23 protein-coding genes and 1 tRNA gene are annotated in these 19,163 nt (G+C 45.2%); 9 read left to right on the plus strand and 15 right to left on the minus strand.

Annotated elements, in window-relative coordinates:
* Positions 1–34: 34 nt before the first annotated feature.
* The 6 genes from FD975_RS00665 (at position 35) to FD975_RS00690 (ending at position 3,340) form a co-directional block, all read left to right on the plus strand.
* The gene (locus FD975_RS00665) at positions 35–808 is read left to right on the plus strand and encodes a cytochrome c1 (protein ID WP_215302388.1); all 774 of its coding nucleotides are present in this window, start codon (positions 35–37) and stop codon (positions 806–808) included.
* A 78-nt stretch (positions 809–886) separates the two neighbouring features.
* Entirely contained in the window at positions 887–1,498 is a 612-nt protein-coding gene (locus tag FD975_RS00670) for a glutathione S-transferase N-terminal domain-containing protein (protein ID WP_062307169.1), read from the plus strand.
* A 31-nt stretch (positions 1,499–1,529) separates the two neighbouring features.
* On the plus strand, positions 1,530–1,931 hold the full coding sequence (locus tag FD975_RS00675) for a ClpXP protease specificity-enhancing factor (RefSeq protein WP_215302389.1): 402 nt from the start codon (positions 1,530–1,532) through the stop codon (positions 1,929–1,931).
* 17 nt (positions 1,932–1,948) lie between these two features.
* A tRNA-Thr gene (locus FD975_RS00680) sits at positions 1,949–2,024 on the plus strand.
* A 191-nt stretch (positions 2,025–2,215) separates the two neighbouring features.
* The gene (locus FD975_RS00685; RefSeq protein WP_251371204.1) at positions 2,216–2,782 is read left to right on the plus strand and encodes a glycosyltransferase; all 567 of its coding nucleotides are present in this window, start codon (positions 2,216–2,218) and stop codon (positions 2,780–2,782) included.
* Positions 2,783–3,340: a hypothetical protein gene (locus FD975_RS00690; RefSeq protein WP_215302390.1), complete on the plus strand. Its 558-nt coding sequence runs from the start codon at positions 2,783–2,785 to the stop codon at positions 3,338–3,340.
* On the opposite strand, the gene FD975_RS00695 is transcribed toward FD975_RS00690, so the two are convergent.
* The 6 genes from FD975_RS00695 to hemA form a co-directional block, all read right to left on the minus strand.
* Complete coding sequence (locus FD975_RS00695) at positions 3,329–4,645, minus strand: MFS transporter (protein WP_215302391.1); 1,317 nt, start codon at positions 4,643–4,645, stop codon at positions 3,329–3,331. The two genes, FD975_RS00690 and FD975_RS00695, sit on opposite strands and share 12 nt — an antisense overlap.
* A 13-nt stretch (positions 4,646–4,658) precedes the next feature.
* Entirely contained in the window at positions 4,659–5,933 is a 1,275-nt protein-coding gene (gene rmuC, locus FD975_RS00700) for a DNA recombination protein RmuC (protein WP_215302392.1), read from the minus strand.
* Between the two features lie 28 nt (positions 5,934–5,961).
* Complete coding sequence (gene grxD, locus FD975_RS00705) at positions 5,962–6,270, minus strand: Grx4 family monothiol glutaredoxin (RefSeq protein WP_215302393.1); 309 nt, start codon at positions 6,268–6,270, stop codon at positions 5,962–5,964.
* Positions 6,271–6,374: 104 nt separating this feature from the next.
* Positions 6,375–7,223, minus strand: a complete 849-nt coding sequence (gene prmC / locus FD975_RS00710; RefSeq protein ID WP_215302394.1) for a peptide chain release factor N(5)-glutamine methyltransferase — start codon at positions 7,221–7,223, stop codon at positions 6,375–6,377.
* A 10-nt stretch (positions 7,224–7,233) separates the two neighbouring features.
* A complete protein-coding gene (prfA, locus tag FD975_RS00715; RefSeq protein WP_215302395.1) occupies positions 7,234–8,313 on the minus strand; it encodes a peptide chain release factor 1 in 1,080 nt (359 codons plus the stop codon).
* Entirely contained in the window at positions 8,314–9,630 is a 1,317-nt protein-coding gene (hemA, locus tag FD975_RS00720; RefSeq protein WP_215302396.1) for a glutamyl-tRNA reductase, read from the minus strand.
* A gap of 1 nt (position 9,631) precedes the next feature.
* Here hemA and FD975_RS00725 point away from each other — a divergent pair, with 1 nt between their 5' ends.
* Entirely contained in the window at positions 9,632–9,940 is a 309-nt protein-coding gene (locus FD975_RS00725; protein WP_215302397.1) for a hypothetical protein, read from the plus strand.
* On the opposite strand, the gene FD975_RS00730 is transcribed toward FD975_RS00725, so the two are convergent.
* From FD975_RS00730 to FD975_RS00755, 6 genes are all read right to left on the minus strand, one after another.
* Entirely contained in the window at positions 9,937–10,263 is a 327-nt protein-coding gene (locus FD975_RS00730) for a type II toxin-antitoxin system PemK/MazF family toxin (protein WP_215302398.1), read from the minus strand. The genes FD975_RS00725 and FD975_RS00730 overlap by 4 nt on opposite strands.
* Complete coding sequence (locus FD975_RS00735; protein ID WP_215302399.1) at positions 10,260–10,475, minus strand: antitoxin MazE family protein; 216 nt, start codon at positions 10,473–10,475, stop codon at positions 10,260–10,262. Before FD975_RS00735 ends, FD975_RS00730 begins: the two co-directional genes overlap by 4 nt.
* A gap of 68 nt (positions 10,476–10,543) precedes the next feature.
* Complete coding sequence (locus FD975_RS00740; RefSeq protein WP_215302400.1) at positions 10,544–11,314, minus strand: uracil-DNA glycosylase; 771 nt, start codon at positions 11,312–11,314, stop codon at positions 10,544–10,546.
* Entirely contained in the window at positions 11,314–13,098 is a 1,785-nt protein-coding gene (locus FD975_RS00745; protein WP_215302401.1) for a M61 family metallopeptidase, read from the minus strand. The genes FD975_RS00740 and FD975_RS00745 overlap by 1 nt, the downstream gene beginning before the upstream one ends.
* An 18-nt stretch (positions 13,099–13,116) precedes the next feature.
* Entirely contained in the window at positions 13,117–13,836 is a 720-nt protein-coding gene (locus tag FD975_RS00750; RefSeq protein WP_251371205.1) for a DsbC family protein, read from the minus strand.
* On the minus strand, positions 13,829–15,103 hold the full coding sequence (locus FD975_RS00755) for an FAD-dependent monooxygenase (RefSeq protein WP_215302402.1): 1,275 nt from the start codon (positions 15,101–15,103) through the stop codon (positions 13,829–13,831). Before FD975_RS00755 ends, FD975_RS00750 begins: the two co-directional genes overlap by 8 nt.
* 39 nt (positions 15,104–15,142) lie before the next feature.
* On the opposite strand from FD975_RS00755, the gene ychF reads away from it, so the two are divergent.
* Complete coding sequence (gene ychF / locus FD975_RS00760; RefSeq protein ID WP_215302403.1) at positions 15,143–16,237, plus strand: redox-regulated ATPase YchF; 1,095 nt, start codon at positions 15,143–15,145, stop codon at positions 16,235–16,237.
* A gap of 62 nt (positions 16,238–16,299) precedes the next feature.
* Here ychF and FD975_RS00765 read toward each other — a convergent pair whose 3' ends face one another.
* Positions 16,300–16,650, minus strand: a complete 351-nt coding sequence (locus tag FD975_RS00765) for a hypothetical protein (RefSeq protein ID WP_215302404.1) — start codon at positions 16,648–16,650, stop codon at positions 16,300–16,302.
* Between the two features lie 114 nt (positions 16,651–16,764).
* Between FD975_RS00765 and FD975_RS00770 the strand changes: the two genes are divergently transcribed.
* Entirely contained in the window at positions 16,765–17,319 is a 555-nt protein-coding gene (locus FD975_RS00770; protein ID WP_215302405.1) for a hypothetical protein, read from the plus strand.
* Here the strand turns inward: FD975_RS00770 and trpC are convergent.
* Together trpC and trpD are read right to left on the minus strand one after the other, a co-directional pair.
* On the minus strand, positions 17,316–18,119 hold the full coding sequence (gene trpC / locus FD975_RS00775) for an indole-3-glycerol phosphate synthase TrpC (RefSeq protein WP_215302406.1): 804 nt from the start codon (positions 18,117–18,119) through the stop codon (positions 17,316–17,318). The two genes, FD975_RS00770 and trpC, sit on opposite strands and share 4 nt — an antisense overlap.
* Positions 18,120–18,130: 11 nt before the next feature.
* On the minus strand, positions 18,131–19,153 hold the full coding sequence (gene trpD / locus FD975_RS00780; RefSeq protein ID WP_215302407.1) for an anthranilate phosphoribosyltransferase: 1,023 nt from the start codon (positions 19,151–19,153) through the stop codon (positions 18,131–18,133).
* Positions 19,154–19,163: the final 10 nt, after the last annotated feature.

Consider the following 19,163-nt stretch of genomic DNA (forward strand, 5'->3'; position numbering starts at 1 on the left):
CTGTGATATCAGTAAAGAGAAATTAGGAACTAGTATGAAACGAATTCTGCAAACTTTGATGGGTATTTGCCAAGCAGCGTTTTTGGTTGCTGCACTGGGTTTTGGTGTAGCCGCTAATGCCAGTGAAGGCGGCTTTCCGCTGGACGCGGCGCCGAATCGCGTAAGCAACAATGCATCATTGCAAAATGGTGCCAAGATATTTGTGAACTATTGCTTGAACTGCCATGCAGCCTCAAGTATGCGTTACAACCGCTTGCGTGATATTGGCTTAACCGATCAGCAAATCAAGGACAACTTGATTTTGAATGACGCTAAAGTTGGCGATCTGATGACGATCTCCATGACGCCGAAAGAGGGTAAAGCATTCTTTGGTAAGACTCCGCCCGACCTATCGGTAGAAGCTCGTGCACGTGGTACAGATTGGCTCTACACCTATTTCCGCACTTTCTACAAGGATGACACCACTCAGACCGGCTGGAATAATTTGGTTTACCCGAACGTAGGGATGCCTCATGTCTTATGGGAGCTACAAGGTGAGCGCGCAGCCAAGTTTGAAGAGCGCCCAGATCCACACGATGCAAGCCGTGTAGAGAAAAAGTTTATTGGATTTGAGCAGTTAACTCCGGGCACTATGAAGCCGCAAGAGTATGACGACAATATTGCTGATTTGGTTGGGTTCATGTCTTGGATGGCTGAGCCAGTTCAGCTTGAGCGTAAGCGTCTAGGAGTTGTTGTGTTGATCTTCTTGGCGATCTTTACTCTATTGGCATGGCGTTTGAATAAGGCTTATTGGAAAGATATTCATTAATTCAATGGCTTAGGTATTTAAAGTCGCAGTTGTATGTGCGTTTGTTGTATTGAAGTAGATATTTAAGGAAATAAATTTATGATGGTGTTGTATTCGGGTACTAATTGCCCATTCTCGCAACGCTGCCGTTTGGTGCTTTTTGAAAAAGGCATGGATTTTGAGATTCGTGATGTCGACTTGTTTAACAAGCCAGAAGACATTTCGGTCATGAACCCTTATGGCCAGGTTCCAATCTTGGTCGAGCGTGACTTAATTTTGTATGAGTCAAACATCATTAATGAATATATTGATGAGCGTTTCCCGCATCCACAATTAATGCCGCCTGATCCAGTTGCTCGCGCACGTGCACGCCTCTTCCTCTTCAATTTTGAGAAAGAATTGTTTGTGCATGTTGCAGCTTTGGAAAATGAAAAAGGTAAAGCTGCAGAGAAGGTTCATGAAAAAGCGCGTTTAGCTATTCGTGACCGTTTGACCCAGTTAGCCCCAATTTTCGTAAAGAACAAGTACATGCTTGGCGAGGAATTTTCCATGCTTGATGTTGCTATTGCACCCTTGTTGTGGCGTCTAGAACACTATGGCATTGATCTATCTCGAAATGCAGCCGCTTTGTTGAAATACGCCGAGCGTATTTTCAGCAGACCTGCTTATATCGAGGCATTAACTCCTTCAGAAAAGGTAATGCGTCGCTAAGCGGCTCATTACCCATGCTGGCAAGATAAGCATGTCAGAAATTCCAAGTAATAAACCTTACCTAATCCGTGCGTTACACCAGTGGTGTGCGGATTTTGGTTTTACGCCCTTTATGGCGGTTTTTGTAGACTCCAGCGTTGAAGTCCCCATGGAGTTTGTTAAGAACGATGAAATTGTTTTGAATCTCTCCCTTGAGGCTTGTCATCAGTTAAATTTAGATAATGATTGGATTAGTTTCCAGGCAAGGTTTGGTGGAATACCGAGAAAAATTATGGTCCCCGTAAGCCATGTCTTAGCAATCTATGCTCGGGAAAATGGCCAGGGCATGTCTTTCCCCTTTGACGCTAGTAAGTCTAATAAGCCTATAGAGGCCGGGCCGGCCCGCTCTGAAAAGACAAGACCCAACGGGCCTAGCTTAACGATTGTGAAATAGGTTAAAATATTCCTGTTGCCCCTTTAGCTCATCTGGTAGAGCAACTGATTTGTAATCAGTAGGTGGTCTGTTCGAGTCGGACAAGGGGCACCACTTAATTTCCAACGCATCCTTTCCTAGGCTACTCCAAATAACTCAAGAGTACAGTCCAGATTTTAGGGATATAAGTTCTGAATAACACAATATCTATCGTTGTTGGTTTCGATCAGCGTGAAGCGGTGGCTTACCATGTGTTTTGTCAAAGCGTAATAGATAACGCCTCTAACCCAGTCCAGTTTCTACCTTTGGCCGAGAACACTCTTGCAGGCTATAAGGAGGTTCACACTGATGGAAGTAATAAATTCATCTACTCTCGATTTTTAACCCCATTTTTAATGAATTATTCAGGCTGGGCAATTTTTGCTGACGGAGATATGGTTTGTCAGGCCGATATTTCCGAATTGTGGGCGCTAAGGGATGAGTCAATGGCAGTTCAGGTAATAAAGCATGACTATCAAACAAAAACTAAAAAAAAGTATCTTGGAAATAAAAACGAAAACTACCCAAGAAAAAATTGGTCTAGCTTAATACTGTGGAATTGCGCACATCCAGAGAATAAAGCCTTAACCCCTCAATTTATTCAAGAGCAGCCAGGTTCTTATCTGCATAGATTTTCATGGTTAAGTGATGATTTGATCGGTGCTTTGCCCATTGAATGGAATTGGCTGGCAATTGAGTATCCAAACAATCCTCAGGCAAAGCTAATTCATTACACTCTTGGAACACCATGCTTTAAGGATTATGTCAATGCATCAATGTCAGACCACTGGGGTAAGGTCTATGACAGAAGTAAGGAAGGGTTTGATTGCTAAATGAGTAGATTAACAATCTCCGATGAATATTTAGTGCAGCAGCAGATACTTCATCAAAATCCTAATTACGGAGTTGCATCCCTTTCATTTGCCCCAATAGTGGCTGACTTCATTCGTCAGACTGGTGTGCGAACGGTTTCTGATTATGGTGCTGGCAAGAAAAATTTATTGGTAGGGTTAAAAAATACTGGAATTGATGCTATTGAATATTATCCTTATGATCCTGCATTTGAGGAATACGGAGAGCCACGTAGTGCAGACTTGGTTTGCTGTATTGATGTTTTAGAGCATATCGAGCCAGAGAGGCTGGAGGAAGTTCTTTTGGAGTTATCCAAAATAACTCTGAATTTCGGATTTTTCTCTATACATATGGGTCCGGCCGCAAAAATATTATCCGATGGTCGTAATGCTCATTTGATCCAAGAGCCAAGCTCATGGTGGCTCCCAAGATTGACAAAGTATTTTGAAATCTTACATTTGCAATCCCATCAAATGATGGGTGATGGAATTTGGATTGTTGTACGACCCAAAAAGATACCTAGCTCGCTAGGTGGCTAGATTAATTTTTCTAGTCTCTGGCAAATAGAGAGTGGCTACCACGGCGCCACTTGCCAAGAAAATAGTCGGATACCATAATCCTGCAACATTACTTGCCCAGTATTGATTGAGCCAGGTGACGATTAAAGGAAGCAGGCCTCCAATCCATCCTGCGGCCAGATTATGAGGAAGCGTAGCAGCACTATTTCTCGTTTTTGCGGGGAAGAGCTCTGCAAGTAATGCTGTTTGAGGGCCAACAACTAGCGCCAGAATTCCAGACAAGCCAATAAGAATCATAGCTATTAATAATGTTGAGTTGCCATCTCTTTGAAGGAGATGAAATGCTGGCAATATCAATATAGCTCCTAAAGCTAAACCAGTGACAATCACAGGCTTTCTGCCAATTTTGTCTGAGATCCATCCGGAGAATATTGTGAGAGGAAGTAGAGCAACTGTTGCATACACACTCAATTGATCTACTAATTGAGGTGCAAGCTTGACCGAAGTTTTGAGAAAAATCGAGGTATAAACCTGGACGCAAAAAAATAAGACTGCACCACCAGCAGAAATGCAAAAGAAGAGCAGGAACATTCTTTTTCTGGTTTCGGGGTCTTTGAAGTTGTCTCGATGAGGGCTCTTTGATTGAGTATCTGTTTGGCTTAGCTTTAAATAAATCGGCGTTTCCTCTAAAGCCATGCGAGCTTTAAATGCAATCAATAAAAGAATGAGTGAAATCCAAAATGGAACTCGCCAGCCCCAAGATAGAAATTCTTCTGGAGTAAGGTAGCTTTGAAGTAGGGCAATTTGTAATGTAGATACTAAGATCCCTAGTGGCCCCATGAGCTGCAGGAAGCTAGTCTTAAAGCCGCGATTGGAGTCACCAGCATGCTCAGTGAGATATACTGCGCTACCGCCAATCTCACCACCTGCTGAGAGGCCCTGAAGCAATCTTAGGCCTACAAGCATGATGGGTGCCCAGACTCCAGCCTGGGCATAGGTCGGTAAAAATCCTACGCATACGGTGGCAATTCCCATGAGGGTGATGGTGATCATAAAGACAGGGCGCCTGCCAATTCGATCGCCGATACTGCCAAAAATTGCTGCCCCTATAGGCCTGACTACCATCCCAACTCCGAAGGTTGCTAGGCTAGCCAAAAGCGCTGTGCTGGGATCGCTAGAGGGAAAGAATAGGGGGGCAAATACAACTGCAAGAGTTGCAAAGGTCAAAAAGTCATACCACTCTAGAAATGTTCCAAAGCAGGCGGCAATGGCTACTTTTCTATAGGAATGCGATGAGGCTTTAGAGTCTAATGCGGTAGCAGCCAATTTTATTCTGCGTTTATTCTGAATCTGTAGATGATTCAATTAGGGGTGCGGAGATATTCTTACTGGGCTTAACTCCCAGTTCGCGTACCTTCTCGGCAGTCCGAATGAGATTACCTTTTCCTGACTTCAACTTATTAAAAGCATCGTGATAACTTGTTTGGGCTTGATCTAAACGCTGACCTAGTTTTTCAAGATCATCTACAAAGCCAACAAATTTATCGTAGAGCGTGCCACATTGCTTAGCAATTTCCAGTGCATTACGATTTTGTGAATCTTGACGCCATAGGTGCGCAACAGTCCTCAGGGTTGCCATCAAAGTACTTGGGCATACCAGCACAATATTTTTGGCTAAAGCTTCTTGATAGAGATTGGGTGCAGTCTTTAAGGCTAACAGAAAGGCTGGCTCAATCGGTACAAACATCAGCACAAAGTCTACCGAGCCAATGCCATATAAAGAACTGTAGTTCTTGCTCGAAAGCCCTTGAATATGTTGCCTTAGAGACTGAATATGGGCAGCCAACTCTTGCTCTGAGATTGTTGGATCAGTTGCTTCAGCATGGCGTGAGTAGGCCGTAATAGAAACCTTGCTATCGACCACCAGGCTTCTGCCCTCGGGAAGTTTTACGACAACATCTGGCTGAAGACGTGAACCATCCATTTGAGTATGGCTATCTTGTACAAGGTATTCCTCACCCTTGCGAAGACCTGAAGACTCTAGAATGGATTCGAGCACTAACTCACCCCAATTACCCTGTACCTTGGAGTCACCTTTTAGTGCTTGGGTGAGTGATCGGGTCTCATCTGACATACGCAGATTCAGATTGGCAAGACGTTCGATCTCGCTCTTGAGCGCAAAGCGCTCACGAGCTTCATTGCCGTAAGAGGTATTTACCTGCTCTTTAAATTCTGAAAGCTTGGTTTGGAGTGGTTTCAGAAGAGCATCTAGATTGGCGACATTCTGCTCAGTGAAGCGCTTAGACTTATCTTCCAGAATTTCATTGGCTAAATTTTTGAACTGATGAGTCAAAGCCTCTTTAGCCTCATTGAGGGATTCAATTCTGCCAAGGCCTTGTTTTCGCTCTGAATCCAATTCAGCTTCTAGACGAATTGCATTTTGTAAGGCTTGGTCTCTTTCAGTGCGCAAGCTGATAGTGAGTGCGGCTTCGGTCTGCGCTTGCTGTTCGCTTCGCTGAAGTGCGGATCTCAGATTAAGCGCATAAACCAAAAGGCCTGCGCATAAACCCAATGGCAGGCCAAACAGGAGAAGAGAGCTTAAGTCAAAAGTCACAAATGCAGTCTATGCAATCAATAAAGTCTTAGCCTTGAACTAATTTTTGTAATTCACCGCTTTGAAACATCTCAGTCATGATGTCAGAGCCACCAATGAATTCACCATTGATGTAGAGCTGAGGAATAGTTGGCCAGTTGGCAAATTCTTTAATGCCTTGACGAATTTCTGCATCCTCCAATACGTTCACTGTATGCAATTTATCTACGCCACAAGTGCGCAAAATATTGACCGCATTTCCGGAGAAGCCACACTGAGGAAATTGGGCATTGCCCTTCATAAACAACACAACGGGATGACTGCTAACGATTTCTTGAATTCTTGCTTGGGTGTCCATAATTTTCTTCCTGAATTGATGCTATAAAATGATTTAGAGTTGCAGCTAACAATGGGCTAATTTTAAGGCTATCTGTAGAAAAGGGTTAATTCCCTTGGTGGGTTTTAGAGTCTTTTTCGCCCAGAAGCTGTACGGTGGTGGCCTGCTAAATCGAGGTGAGCTTGCACATCGATTAGGCCCGCCTCTTTCATTAGTTCCAGTACCGCTTCAGATTGATCAAAGCCATGCTCTAAGGCAATCAAGCCACCAGCTTTCAGATATTGATCTGCCCCGGCAATAATGATCTCTAGACAGCTTAAGCCACTGGCATAGTCGGTTAGCGCTGAAGAAGGCTCAAATCGGAGGTCCCCTTGAGTGAGGTGAGGATCCTGGTCAGCAATATAGGGTGGGTTGCTAACAATCACATCAAACTGGTTTTGTGGGCTCACCGCCTCATACCAATTGCCTTGTGAAAACTGGACTTGCTCAGTCAGGGTCAGAAATTGGGCATTGTGCTTTGCAATACCTAAAGCCTCTGTTGATCGATCTGTTGCGATCAGAGTGGCCAATGGGGCTGAGCTTGCGATAGCAAGTGCAATAGCGCCAGAGCCTGTACCCAAATCCAGAATTTTGCAGGGCTTGTTGAGTTTGGCGATTTCAGCAAGAGCAATATCAACCAGAAGCTCAGTTTCTGGGCGAGGAATCAGTACTCCAGGTCCTACCTGTAACTCAATATTATGAAAACCCTTCTTACCCAAGATATACGCAATGGGCTCACCATTCATTCTTCTGGAGACTAGACTTCCCCACTCCTCAAAAGCCTGCTCATTCAGACTCATATCGTCGTGCGACAGGAGGGCAGAACGCGGGAGTTGGTAGTGCTTCTCTAGTAGGTGAGCTAGCAATATCCGCGCTTCATTTGCTGGCAATGCGCAGTTGCTAATTAACTCGCGTAAAGACTGGTTAATGCTCATCCTGCTTGTATTAACTATCACCAAGTGCCGCTAGAAGCTCTGCTTGATGCTCTGATGCCAAAGCGTTGCACAGATCATCTAAATCCCCATCCATCATGGCATCAATCTTATAGAGCGTGAGATTAATACGGTGATCAGTAATCCGACCTTGAGGGAAGTTATAAGTGCGAATACGATCACTGCGATCACCAGAGCCTATTAAAGATTTTCTGGTTTGCGCTTCGAGCTGATGTTTTTCACGTTCACGAGCATCCATGATGCGAGAAACAAGAACTTTCATCGCTTGCTCGCGATTGCGGTGTTGGCTACGGTCATCCTGACATTCAACCACCGTGCCTGTAGGTAAGTGTGTAATCCGAACTGCAGAATCGGTTTTATTAATATGCTGACCACCTGCACCTGAAGCCCTAAAAGTATCAATTCGTAATTCGGCAGGATTTATTTTGACTGCTTCTAGTTCATCGGCTTCTGGCATAACTGCCACTGTGCAAGCTGACGTATGTATACGCCCCTGAGTTTCTGTTTGGGGTACACGTTGTACGCGGTGACCGCCAGATTCAAACTTGAGGCGCGAGTAAACAGATTGGCCTACTAAGCGGAGAACAACTTCTTTATATCCACCAAGATCAGATTCAGCAGCATTGACTACTTCAACCTTCCAGCCTTGGCGCTCAGCAAAGCGCGTATACATTCGGAGTAAGTCACCAGCAAAAAGTGCGCTCTCATCACCACCCGTACCTGCGCGAATTTCTAAGAAGACATTGCGTTCATCGTTGACATCTTTGGGTAGCAAGAGTTTTTGTAGGACGCTCTCAAGCTCCTCCATAGTGGCTTGTGCTTGTTTTTGTTCTTCGTCGGCAAAGTCCTTCATCTCTGGATCTTTGCGCATTTCTTCAGCTGCTTGAGCATCAGCCTCAGCTTGTTTGTATAAGCTAAATTGCTCAACTACCATCGCAATATCAGAATGCTCGCGCGTGAGCTTCCGATAGTTGTCCATGTCTTTCGTGGACTCTTCGGTAGTTAATAGGGAATTGAGTTCGGCTAAGCGCGTGTCTAGGTGCTCTAGCTTAGCCCGCATGCTGGGCTTCATCTAATGGTCTTCTGGCTTGGAGTGCGAGGCGAATAATTTAGGGAGCAACTTAATCAGGGCGTCACGCTCAGCGCCATTAGAATGTTGTAAAGCATGCAATGAGCCATGCAAGAACTTATTGGTTAAGCCTTGAGCCATTGCATTGAGAACTTCTTGGGGATCCTCGCCACGCATCAATCGTTTCATCGCGCGGTCGAGCTCAAGTTGTCTGAGGTGTTCACCTTGTTGCTGAATATCCTGAATCAACGGCACAGTCTTACGACCTTGCATCCAGTGCATAAAGTTGCCAACGCGATCTTCAATAATCGCTTCAGCCTGACTTACTGCTGCCTGACGAAGAGAGGTGCCTGTTTGAATCATCACACCTAAATCATCTACCGTATAAAGATAGATATCATTTAAACGAGCAATCTCAGGCTCAAAGTCACGAGGTACGGCTAAGTCAACCATCACCATCGGTTTATGGCGACGTTGCTTTAAAGCACTTTCTACCATACCCAAGCCAATAATCGGAAGTGAGGATGCTGTACTTGAAACAATGATGTCAAATTCGTGAAGGCGAGATGGTAGATCAGAAAGCTTAAAGGACTCTGCTTCAACATCTTGAATCGAAATCGAGTCTGCTAATTCTTGACCACGTTCAATAGTTCGATTGGCGATTGCAACTGCTTTAGGTTTACGCGCTACAAAATGCGTTGCGCATAAAGTGATCATATCGCCCGCACCGATAAACAGAACACGTTGATCAGCAATACTTTCAAAGATGCGTTCAGCTAGCCGAACAGAGGCTGCTGCCATTGAAATCGAATGTGCACCAATTTCTGTGGAACCACGAACTTCTTTTGCAACCGCAAAGGTTTTCTGAAAAAGTTGATTGAGATAGGTGCCAAGAACGCCTGCATCATTTGCAGTGCGCACAGCATCTTTCATCTGACCCAAAATTTGGGTTTCACCAATCACCATTGAATCGAGGCCGCAGGCAACTCTAAAGGCGTGACGAACTGCATCCGATTGCGGTAGTGAATAAATATGCGGCTCTAAACTGCTTGGAGCAAGTTGTTGAGTTTTTGCTAACCAATCAAAAGTCGCTTCATGCAAAAGACTCGCTGCATCTGCATCATTTGCGGCGCAATACACCTCAGTGCGATTACAGGTCGACAAAATTGTGGCCTCAGGTAGCCCAGCCTGATTCGCGCCAACAAGATGTTGGCGAAGATCGTGCAACGCTTCTTGAAGAAACTCGGGGTCGAAGGCGACCTTCTCCCGAATGGCGACCGGCGCTGTGTGATGATTGATGCCGAGTGTCAACAACTTCATAATGGTGATTATAGATTTGATGGCAGTAACAATGGGGGTGGCAATGGGGTTTTTAGCTTTTCTGGTGATTGGCGGCTTAACGGGCGTATTTGCTCTACTTTTTTATCCGGGGCAACGCCGTACTAAGCCCAAAGCTAAGAAATTTCTTATTGCAGCCTTAATTAGCTTCTTGGCCGCACTAGCTAGCTCCTATGTCGGCCAATTTTCGGGCTTCTTTCAATCGGGTCAGATGCTGGAGTGGCTGAGCACGATAGTAGTCTCCAGCCTTGTTTGCTGTCTTTATGCGGCAGTTTCTAGGAAGGCTATTTAGGCCAATCCTAGCCAAAGAGCTAGCGCCCTGTTAACGCGCACCATCATTACGTCATTGAGCTCACCAATCACAGACCCAATTTTTTCACTCCGAATTGACATGATCTTATCGATTTGAACTTGGGATGGCCGAGATAGCCCATTGGTTTCATTGGGCTCAATATCAAGTCTGAATATTGGAGCTTGCACAATTTCACTTGAAATCAGGGCAACGGTTACCGTTGCATGAATATCACTAAATACGTCTGACTGAAGTACTAAGGCTGGTCTCGGCTTTCCAAAGTCGCCCTGCATAGCAACCGTTACTACATTGCCACGTTTCATGCTTCATCAAAGTCAGCTAATGCATCATCAAGGAAGGACATTAATTCTTTGTCTGCTCGATCGGATCTGGCTACTAATGCTGATTGGCGACGACACTCTTCAAAAAAGCCTGGCGCTTGCGTATTTGGAACCCATATTTGAATGGGGCGCAATCCAGCATCCCTTAAGGCAAGCCTGTGTTTTTGGACTCGAAGTGAGATATTTGAGGACATTTCTAGGCTCTTTATTTATGTTACATGTAACATGTTAACTCATTTATTTGTTACATGTAACATAAAGATTAATCCCCCGTAGAAAATAAGTCTAATCCAATTAAATTATTGCTATCCAGCCAGGCAATTGGTTCTAGACCTTGTTTTATCAGCCATTCATTAGCCTTAGTGAAATGCCCGCAACTTGCCTTTGCACCAGGCTGCAGAAATGGCTGATCTGTTTTGTAGACTCCCAGTCCAGAAGGGTGGGAGGATTGCAGAATCAATTGGTCTGGGGCTGCCTCAATCAGGGGTAGCTTAGATTGAGCATGCCCACCCCAAAGCATCCAGACTAGATATGGCTTTTGGAGTGCTAAATTCCCGATAAGTCGATCAATAAGGGATTTCCACCCAAGATTGGCATGACTGCCTGCCTCACCCAATTTAACGCTGAGAGCCGTATTGAGTAGTAATACGCCTTGCTCAGCCCAACCGTGGAGATCTCCATTGGGAATAGCACCAAAACCCTCGAGTACCAGGGCTTTGCTGATATTGCGTAAGGAGCTGGGAAATTGCCGAGAATTTCTTGGAATGTTGCCGGGAATCGAAAAAGCCAAGCCTTGAGCCAGCCCAGGGGAGTGATACGGATCCTGCCCCAAAATGACGACCTTGACCTTGGTAAGCGGGGTTAATGTCAGCGCTTTAAAGAAATTCTGGGGCTCAGGGCAAATTTTTTCTGCATCTTTATTTAGTTCAGACCGCAGATTGGTCTGCAGCGTTTGCCACTCTATGGACTCAAAATAATCCCCTAGTAGGGTGCGCCAGTCCTCTGGAATGTCAGCCGCAGAAAACGAATGCATTACTCAGCTGGTGTCAGAGTGTATTGAGTTGGAATTTGATCATCCTCAAGAACGGTCATGCACTCATGCTCTAAATCATCTCGGTAAAAGCAAATTTGGATGACTTGCCCTGTGATCAAGCTAGATAGCACCTTATCCCAGCGGGTAGCAGTAATCCGTTCACCGTTGATGCTGGCCAGTAGATCTCCAGGAGCTAGACCCGCTAATTGTGCAGCTCCACCATCAAGTACGTGCGTCACCTTGAGCCAACCATTGCTATCTCTATGGCGCAACCCCAATTGCAGCTTGATCTTCTCAAGTTTGGAATGGGCTTTCGGTTCAACCGAAATCGTTTTTGAATCAATCCATTTTTGAATTGGAATATCTTGAGCGCCAAAAATATAACGAGACTTAAATTCATTCCAAGTTTTGGAGAAATCTTTGCCAAGCAATTTCAACATCAAATCATCCAAACCATCTTCAGCAATGCCATCTAGCGTGACTCCATGGGTTTGCCAGATGAGACGCATCAAATCATCTAAGGATTGACGGTTGCTTGTAAATGAGCGGATCTTGAGATCTAAACCTAGGGCGAGCAAGGCGCCTTTGCCGTAATAACTTACAACCGCATTTGGTGTGTTTTCATCAGCTTGATAGTACTTAGTCCAAGCATCAAAAGAGCTATCTGCAAGACTTTGCTTTAGTCTTCCTGGGCCGCGTAAAATTCCATTCCAATTATTCGCGACTAGCTTAAGGTAAGTCTTCAGATCAATTCGTTTGCTGCGGAATAATTGCAAGTCATCGTAGTAACTTGTAAAGCCTTCAAATAACCAGAGTAAGCGAGTATGGTTTCTGCGATCAAGTTGATAGGGTTGGAATGCTTTAGGTTGAATACGTTTTACTAACCAAGCATGAAAATACTCATGACTGCAGAGACCTAGAAACTCACGATAGGATGCCTCGTCTAAGGGGGTATTCACTTGAGGAATCTGATCTCGACGACATAGTAGGGCAGTACTATTACGATGCTCGAGTCCACCGTATCCAGAAAGAGCGGCATTAACTAAAAATAAATAATTCTGGAAGGGTGCTTTTTTAGTCTTGGGTTCAAAGAGGTTGATGGTACAAGTACAGATAGCCTGAAGATCTGTGGCTAAGCGCTCTAGATCAATTTCATGAATGCATCCTTGTATCGCCATGCTGTGTGATACGCCATTGGATTTCCAATGGGCAATCTGAAACTCACCCATGGCAATTGGATGATCAAGTAAGTCATCATAGTTTTTAGCAAGATAAAAGCCGTAACCTTGACTATTTACTTTGGCGGACTGCAAGCCTGTCTGAACGGTCCATGAGTATGCAGAAGCATCTTTTGGCGGAATCAATACTAAAGCGCAGGGTAAAGATTCTTGACCTTTGACTGCCAAACATAAACTACTTGGATTGATAAACGCGCGTTCAGTATCGAGATAGGCAGCACGAACTGATGAGTCAAATGCATATACCGTTGTAAGAATTTCTACTGCGCCAGCTACCTGGGGCAAGCGCCAATGATCATTGTCAATCCGTTCTAATGGTAGCGCGTCATTTGGGTTATCAAGTGCGAATGCTTCAATCGTTTCAATTTGCTTGCTAAAGTCTCGAATCAAATAGCTACCTGGAATCCAGGAGGGCATTTGCAGAATTTGCCCATTGGGTAATGGGTTTTCAATGTGCAACTTCACATGAAAGCGGTGGCCATGCAGATCGGCTGCCCAAATGCTGTATTGGATAGCAGGTAGATCAGGGGTATTAATTTTGTTCATCACTATTGCCTATTACACCTATTGCTTCAGGCTGCTAAATTTCTTTTCAATATCGGTGATTTGAACGGCACCCGGGAAGCGACTTCCATCAGTAAAGAAAATAGTTGGGGTCCCTGTTATGCCATAGGTTTTGGCAAAGGCCATATTCTTATCCAAAGGGGTAGTGCAGTCGCTTTTGCCGCTGGGTGCAACACCATTAATCATCCAATCAACATAAGCTTTTTGGGGGTCAGCAGAACACCAAATTTGTTTAGACTTCTGCGCGGAGTCAGCTGACAGAATGGGGATTAGATAAGTGTAAACAGTCACGTTATCTAGTTGTTGCAACGATTTTTCCAAACGCTTACAGTAGCCGCAATTAGGGTCTGAAAAAATAGCCAGCTGTCTACTGCCATTACCACGCACTGCTTTTAAGGCATTCGCTGGATTGAGCTCAGACCACTTGATGCGATTCAGGTCTGCTTGCTTTTGTTCGGTAATATTTTTTCCTGTGGCTATCTCAATGATTTCACCTTGGATTAAATATTTACTATTCGCATCGGTGTAAAACACATCATTTCCAACCAGGATCTCGTAAATGCCGGGAATGGGTGATTGAGAGATGCCTTTAATTTTCGTGTTTGGCCCAATCTTTTTTTGTAGCTCAGATCGAACTTGTTGCTCTGATTGTGCGTTGACTACTCCCGCTAAAAAAGTGAGAGAGCAAGCTAAGGCAATAGTAGAAAATAATTTATTCAAAATCAGTATCTCCAAGGGCGCGTTCAATAAGGCGCCGTTTAATAAAGTGACTACGATTGACCATACCCAGTCCCCAATTGCGTAATTGCTTTTCAGTGCTACTACTTGCTGAAAATAGCTTCTTCAGTTTGTCTGTCACCCAGAGCAGAGCGCTGGTATCACCTTGACGTTGGCGCTCGTAGCGACGCAATAAAACTTTATCGTTTGGCAGTCGGAAGGATTCACGTTGACTCAAGATATGGAGCAGGGTTGCTACATCTCTTAATCCTAGGTTCAAGCCCTGGCCAGCTAAGGGATGCATCACATGGGCAGCATCACCAATCAGCACAACCTTAGGATTTTCATCTGGGCCAATAAAGCGACTTGCCCGAATTCGTCTGAGTGGAAAAGCGGCTGGCGTTGAATTGAGAGTCAGCTCTCCAAGTTGAGCGACTACTGCACCATTAGCAATTGAGGAGAGCTTGTCAGTCCACATCGCTTGATCAAGCTTTAAAAGTTCCGCCGCATTTTCTGGTGAAGTTGACCATACCATTGAGGCTTGCTTATTTGGTAAAGGCAGCATTGCCACAATATCGCCACCAGGCAAAAACCATTGGTAGGCAGTTTCTAAATGTGCATGACTGCAAATCCAATTAGCCACTACAGCGCTTTGTGAATAACTTTCTTCTTGCGCGGAAATACCTAGCTCATTACGAATCGGAGAGTTTGCGCCATCAGCAGCAATGACGAGTTGAGCGCGCAGGGTGGATCCATTCGAGAGACGCAGGGTTGCCCCATCCGAATCTACTTCAATACTTTCTACTGCATCGCTGATGCGCTCCAATTTATTTTGGAAGCGTGAGGCTTGATCTAGAGTGTGCTCGATTACATTCGATTCGCCAATCCAGGCTAACTGGGGTGTGCCCGCTTCAAAAGCAGATAGGTGCAGTTGATCCTGTTTTTCTCCGCGATCGCCAAAAATACGCATATCTCGAACGGGCTGCATGCGGCTTTGATCAATTGCATCCCAAATCTGTAGATGGACAAGTAATTTTTGGGTGCTAGGAGAAAAGGCGTAAATGCGTTGCCCCCATTGATTACCCTGGGGTGCGGGAACCGCTTGCCCTAGATCGGGGGCAATTTGAATGGTTTGAAGTCCAAGCTGGGCTAGACCCAATGCGCAAGCCTTGCCCGCTATGCCTCCACCCACCACGACGACATCAACCCCCCGGATTTGGGAGGTATTTTTAGGCAACTTAGCGGAGGAATTTTGTTGAACTTCTGACATATCTCGATGATATCGAAACTAGCCCTTTACAATACGGCTATGTCTTTGAAATGTGGCATCGTCGGCCTGCCTAACGTCGGCAAATCTACCCTCTTTAACGCGCTTACCAAAGCTGGAATCGCGGCGGAAAACTATCCTTTCTGCACGATCGAGCCCAATGTGGGTGTGGTTGAGGTTCCTGACCCCCGTCTTGCCGCTTTGGCTGAGATTGTCAAGCCTGAGCGCATCCTGCCTGCAGCTGTCGAATTTGTCGACATTGCGGGCTTGGTTGCTGGAGCCTCCAAAGGTGAGGGCCTGGGAAACCAATTCCTGGCCAACATTCGCGAAACAGACGCAATCACCCATGTGGTCCGTTGTTTTGAGGATGCCAACGTGATCCACGTGGCCGGCAAGATTGACCCTATCTCCGATATCGCAGTGATCGACACTGAGCTAGCCTTATCTGACTTAACGACCGTTGAAAAAACCCTTCAACGCTCCAGTAAAGCTGCTAAGTCAGGGAATGACAAAGAGGCGGCAGCTCTCGTGTCTGTTCTGACTAAGGTGCAAGCCCATTTAGATCAAGCTCAGCCTGTCCGCAGCTTGAAACTGACTGACGAAGAAAATTTGCTTTTAAAGCCACTCTGCTTAATTACCGCAAAGCCAGCGATGTATATCGCGAACGTCAAAGAAGATGGCTTTGATAATAATCCGCATTTAGAGGCAGTGATTCAGCATGCAGCTAAAGAGGGTGCGCCAGTGGTTGCGGTATGTGCCGCAATCGAAGCCGAGATCGCTGATTTGGATGAGGCTGACAAAGCCGAGTTCTTGGCGGACCTCGGTATGGAAGAGTCTGGATTGGATCGCGTGATTCGTGCAGGCTATAAGTTATTGGGCCTGCAGACCTACTTTACAGCGGGTGTTAAAGAAGTTCGTGCCTGGACAATTCATCAGGGTGATACTGCGCCACAGGCTGCCGGAGTGATCCATACCGATTTTGAGCGTGGCTTTATTCGTGCGCAAACCATTGCTTTTGAGGACTTTATTCAATTCAAGGGCGAATCTGGTGCCAAGGAAGCTGGAAAGATGCGTGCTGAGGGTAAAGAATATGTTGTTAAAGATGGTGATGTTTTGAATTTCCTCTTTAACGTCTAAAAACAGCGCCCCTAAATATAAAAAGCCCTTAGTGATAAGGGCTTTTTATATTCTTGGTTTTATCAGCTTTCTTTAACAGCCTTGGCAAGACACTTGGAAATTTCTTCATAGCGCTTGATGGCCATCTTGCTAGGAACTACTTCTTTTTTGCGCCCATCTTCATTCGCAGCCATCTTGATATAGCCCATGGCGCTGAGATTCTTGAGTCGCCCATGAAGCGTTGCTTGAGAGCCTAGCTCGGATAGGGAAATCAGGTCTCCGACCAAAATGGGCTTCTTGGCATCAAAGCTCAAAATAATTTGGTCGAGTAGACCCTCTTCAATTGAGTCGAGCTTTTTCCCAGGATTAATGCGGTCAAGGACATCAATCAGGTTTAAAAATCGAATGTAGCAAGAAGATTTAGCGGTGGACATATTTTTGTATCAGTGGTGTTTAAGTCTATTGGCTCTAGGGTTAGTCTTAGTATATTCCCTAATGCTTGGCTGGTAGTATGAACCGATAGTTCACTAATAGCCATGCTGACAGTCATGAAAAGAATATTCTCGGAATCGACGACAGGCTTCCTGGTTAGCATTTTCTCCTATTCAACCCTGTTTTATTTGAACGATTGGCTTACAAGTCATCTAGCCTATGGTCTGGGTGTGAATTGGATTTATCTTCCTGCTGGCTTACGTTTATTTCTGACGCTCATCTTTGGCTTACCAGGCGCCATTGGAATTGCGCTCGCATCTTTCATGATTTGTTATTTTGGGCAATTTCCACCAGAGCTCATCACCTGCATCGGCATTGGACTGATATCTGGATTTGCACCTTATTTAGCAAGAGTTTTTGTATTGAGGAATGTCAATATCTTGCCTGATTTAAGTAACCTGACTTTACAGAACTTAGTGGTCTGCATCTTGATTTTCGCGGCTCTCAGTGCGGGTCTACATCAATGGTGGTTTGCGCTCAGAGGGCTTGATGGGGCTGGAAGCTTTAATCACTTCTTGGTAATGATGATTGGGGATGTTTTGGGAACGGTGCTACTAATTGGCCTTATTAAATATGGCCTTGATCTACTTAAGGGCTTTAGGCCTGCTTAGTTAAATAGTTCGCTTAAAGCCGTGCCTGGATTATTTGCACGCATGAAGGCTTCGCCAACCAAAAATGCGTTGACATGGTGTTCACGCATCAGCTGGACATCTGCACGACTCATAATTCCAGACTCCGTAACCAATGTTTTACCTTTTGGCACCATTGATAGTAAAGATAGAGTGGTTTGAAGAGTAACTTCAAAAGTCTTCAGGTTACGATTATTAATGCCGAGCAATCCGGTTTTCAATTCAAGGGCTTGCTCTAATTCAGGTGCGTTATGTACCTCAACAAGCACATCTAAACCCAGTTCATGCGCACAAGCTTCAAGTTCTTTCATTTGATTGAGCTCAAGGCAGGCCACAATCAATAAAATCGCATCAGCACCAATCGCTCTCGCTTCGTAGACTTGGTATGGGTCAATCGTAAAGTCTTTACGCAACACCGGAATACTGCAGGCAGCTCTTGCAGCCTGAAGGTATGTGTTGGATCCTTGAAAATAATCCTTGTCTGTGAGAACGGATAAGCAGGCCGCACCATTGCTTTCATAGGACTGAGCAATTTCAGCTGGCTGAAAATTTTCACGCAAGATTCCTTTGCTAGGACTCGCCTTCTTAATTTCTGTAATCACGCCAGCCTTGCCTGCTGCAATCTTATTCTCGATAGATTGAATGAAGCCTCTTGGCTTTAACACGGTATCACGATTATTTTCTTCGGCCTGATCGCGTTGATTAGCTAAAGGGACTTTTTTTGAATCAGCGGCAACTTCAATCTTTTTGGTGGCAACAATTTTGTCGAGGATATCGCTCATGCAGGTCTTAATTAATGTTGGGTTGCTGCTACAAATTGGTCTAGCTTATGGCGGGCAGCGCCAGAAGTAATGGCTGCTTGGGCCATCTGAATGCCACTAGCAATGCTAGGAGCTACATCTGCGACATAGAGTACAGCGCCAGCGTTAAGGCAAACAATATCGCTCGCTGGGCCAGGAGTTTTATTGAGTACATCTAAAACAATGGCTTTAGATTCTTCAGCATCAGCCACCTTAAAGCTATTGGTCGGCGCAGTGTTCAAGCCAAAGTCTTTTGGATGAATCTCATATTCACGAACCTGGCCATCTTTTAATTCACCTACGAGCGTAGGACCTTCTAAAGAAATCTCATCTAAACCATCACGTCCATAGACGACGAGTGCGTGGTCCATACCCATGGCTTGCAATACACGTGCTTGGATGCCGACTAAGTCAGCATGAAAGACACCCATCAGAATACGCTTGGCATCTGCCGGGTTCGTGAGTGGACCTAGGATATTGAATATCGTGCGCACACCCAAATCTTTGCGAATCGGTACGACATTTTTCATTGCGGGGTGATGATTCGGAGCAAACATAAATCCAGCTCCTACTTCTGAAATACATTTCGCTACTTGTTCTGGGGAAAGCGATAGCTTTACACCTAGGGACTCCAGAATATCTGCGCTACCCGATTTACTACTGACGCTGCGGTTACCATGCTTAGCAATTTTGGCTCCGGCAGCTGCCGCCACAAACATGGCAGCAGTAGAGATGTTAAAGGTATGGGCGCCATCGCCACCAGTACCAACTACATCGACTAAATTTTTTCTATCCTCAACAATTACTGGGGTGGCAAATTCCCGCATGACTTGAGCTGCTGCAGCAATTTCACCAACAGTCTCTTTCTTGGTACGTAGGGCAACGAGCAGTCCTGCAACTAAAGTTGGCGGCATCTCACCACTCATAATTAGACGCATCATGGCAGTCATCTCATCATGAAAGAGCTCGCGATGTTCAATGCAACGTTGCAATGCTTGCTGAGGAGTAATAGGCATAGAGCTTCTT

Origin of the sequence: Polynucleobacter sp. AP-Jannik-300A-C4, from assembly GCF_018688335.1 — a bacterium.
In the GTDB taxonomy this organism is placed as follows: Bacteria; Pseudomonadota; Gammaproteobacteria; order Burkholderiales; family Burkholderiaceae; genus Polynucleobacter.

What these genes read in the sequence shown, in the direction of transcription:
- FD975_RS00740 (WP_215302400.1), bottom strand. Translation starts at nt 11,314, where the DNA reads ATGCATTCGTTTTCTGCGGCTGACATTCCAGAGGACTGGCGCACCCTA.
- hemA (WP_215302396.1), bottom strand. Translation starts at nt 9,630, where the DNA reads ATGAAGTTGTTGACACTCGGCATCAATCATCACACAGCGCCGGTCGCC.
- FD975_RS00665 (WP_215302388.1), top strand. Translation starts at nt 35, where the DNA reads ATGAAACGAATTCTGCAAACTTTGATGGGTATTTGCCAAGCAGCGTTT.
- FD975_RS00690 (WP_215302390.1), top strand. Translation starts at nt 2,783, where the DNA reads ATGAGTAGATTAACAATCTCCGATGAATATTTAGTGCAGCAGCAGATA.
- FD975_RS00755 (WP_215302402.1), bottom strand. Translation starts at nt 15,103, where the DNA reads ATGTCAGAAGTTCAACAAAATTCCTCCGCTAAGTTGCCTAAAAATACC.
- prmC (WP_215302394.1), bottom strand. Translation starts at nt 7,223, where the DNA reads ATGAGCATTAACCAGTCTTTACGCGAGTTAATTAGCAACTGCGCATTG.
- FD975_RS00745 (WP_215302401.1), bottom strand. Translation starts at nt 13,098, where the DNA reads ATGAACAAAATTAATACCCCTGATCTACCTGCTATCCAATACAGCATT.
- trpC (WP_215302406.1), bottom strand. Translation starts at nt 18,119, where the DNA reads ATGAGCGATATCCTCGACAAAATTGTTGCCACCAAAAAGATTGAAGTT.
- FD975_RS00675 (WP_215302389.1), top strand. Translation starts at nt 1,530, where the DNA reads ATGTCAGAAATTCCAAGTAATAAACCTTACCTAATCCGTGCGTTACAC.
- FD975_RS00765 (WP_215302404.1), bottom strand. Translation starts at nt 16,650, where the DNA reads ATGTCCACCGCTAAATCTTCTTGCTACATTCGATTTTTAAACCTGATT.
- FD975_RS00735 (WP_215302399.1), bottom strand. Translation starts at nt 10,475, where the DNA reads ATGTCCTCAAATATCTCACTTCGAGTCCAAAAACACAGGCTTGCCTTA.
- FD975_RS00725 (WP_215302397.1), top strand. Translation starts at nt 9,632, where the DNA reads ATGGTGATTATAGATTTGATGGCAGTAACAATGGGGGTGGCAATGGGG.
- prfA (WP_215302395.1), bottom strand. Translation starts at nt 8,313, where the DNA reads ATGAAGCCCAGCATGCGGGCTAAGCTAGAGCACCTAGACACGCGCTTA.
- FD975_RS00730 (WP_215302398.1), bottom strand. Translation starts at nt 10,263, where the DNA reads ATGAAACGTGGCAATGTAGTAACGGTTGCTATGCAGGGCGACTTTGGA.
- grxD (WP_215302393.1), bottom strand. Translation starts at nt 6,270, where the DNA reads ATGGACACCCAAGCAAGAATTCAAGAAATCGTTAGCAGTCATCCCGTT.
- ychF (WP_215302403.1), top strand. Translation starts at nt 15,143, where the DNA reads ATGTCTTTGAAATGTGGCATCGTCGGCCTGCCTAACGTCGGCAAATCT.
- trpD (WP_215302407.1), bottom strand. Translation starts at nt 19,153, where the DNA reads ATGCCTATTACTCCTCAGCAAGCATTGCAACGTTGCATTGAACATCGC.
- FD975_RS00770 (WP_215302405.1), top strand. Translation starts at nt 16,765, where the DNA reads ATGAAAAGAATATTCTCGGAATCGACGACAGGCTTCCTGGTTAGCATT.
- FD975_RS00670 (WP_062307169.1), top strand. Translation starts at nt 887, where the DNA reads ATGATGGTGTTGTATTCGGGTACTAATTGCCCATTCTCGCAACGCTGC.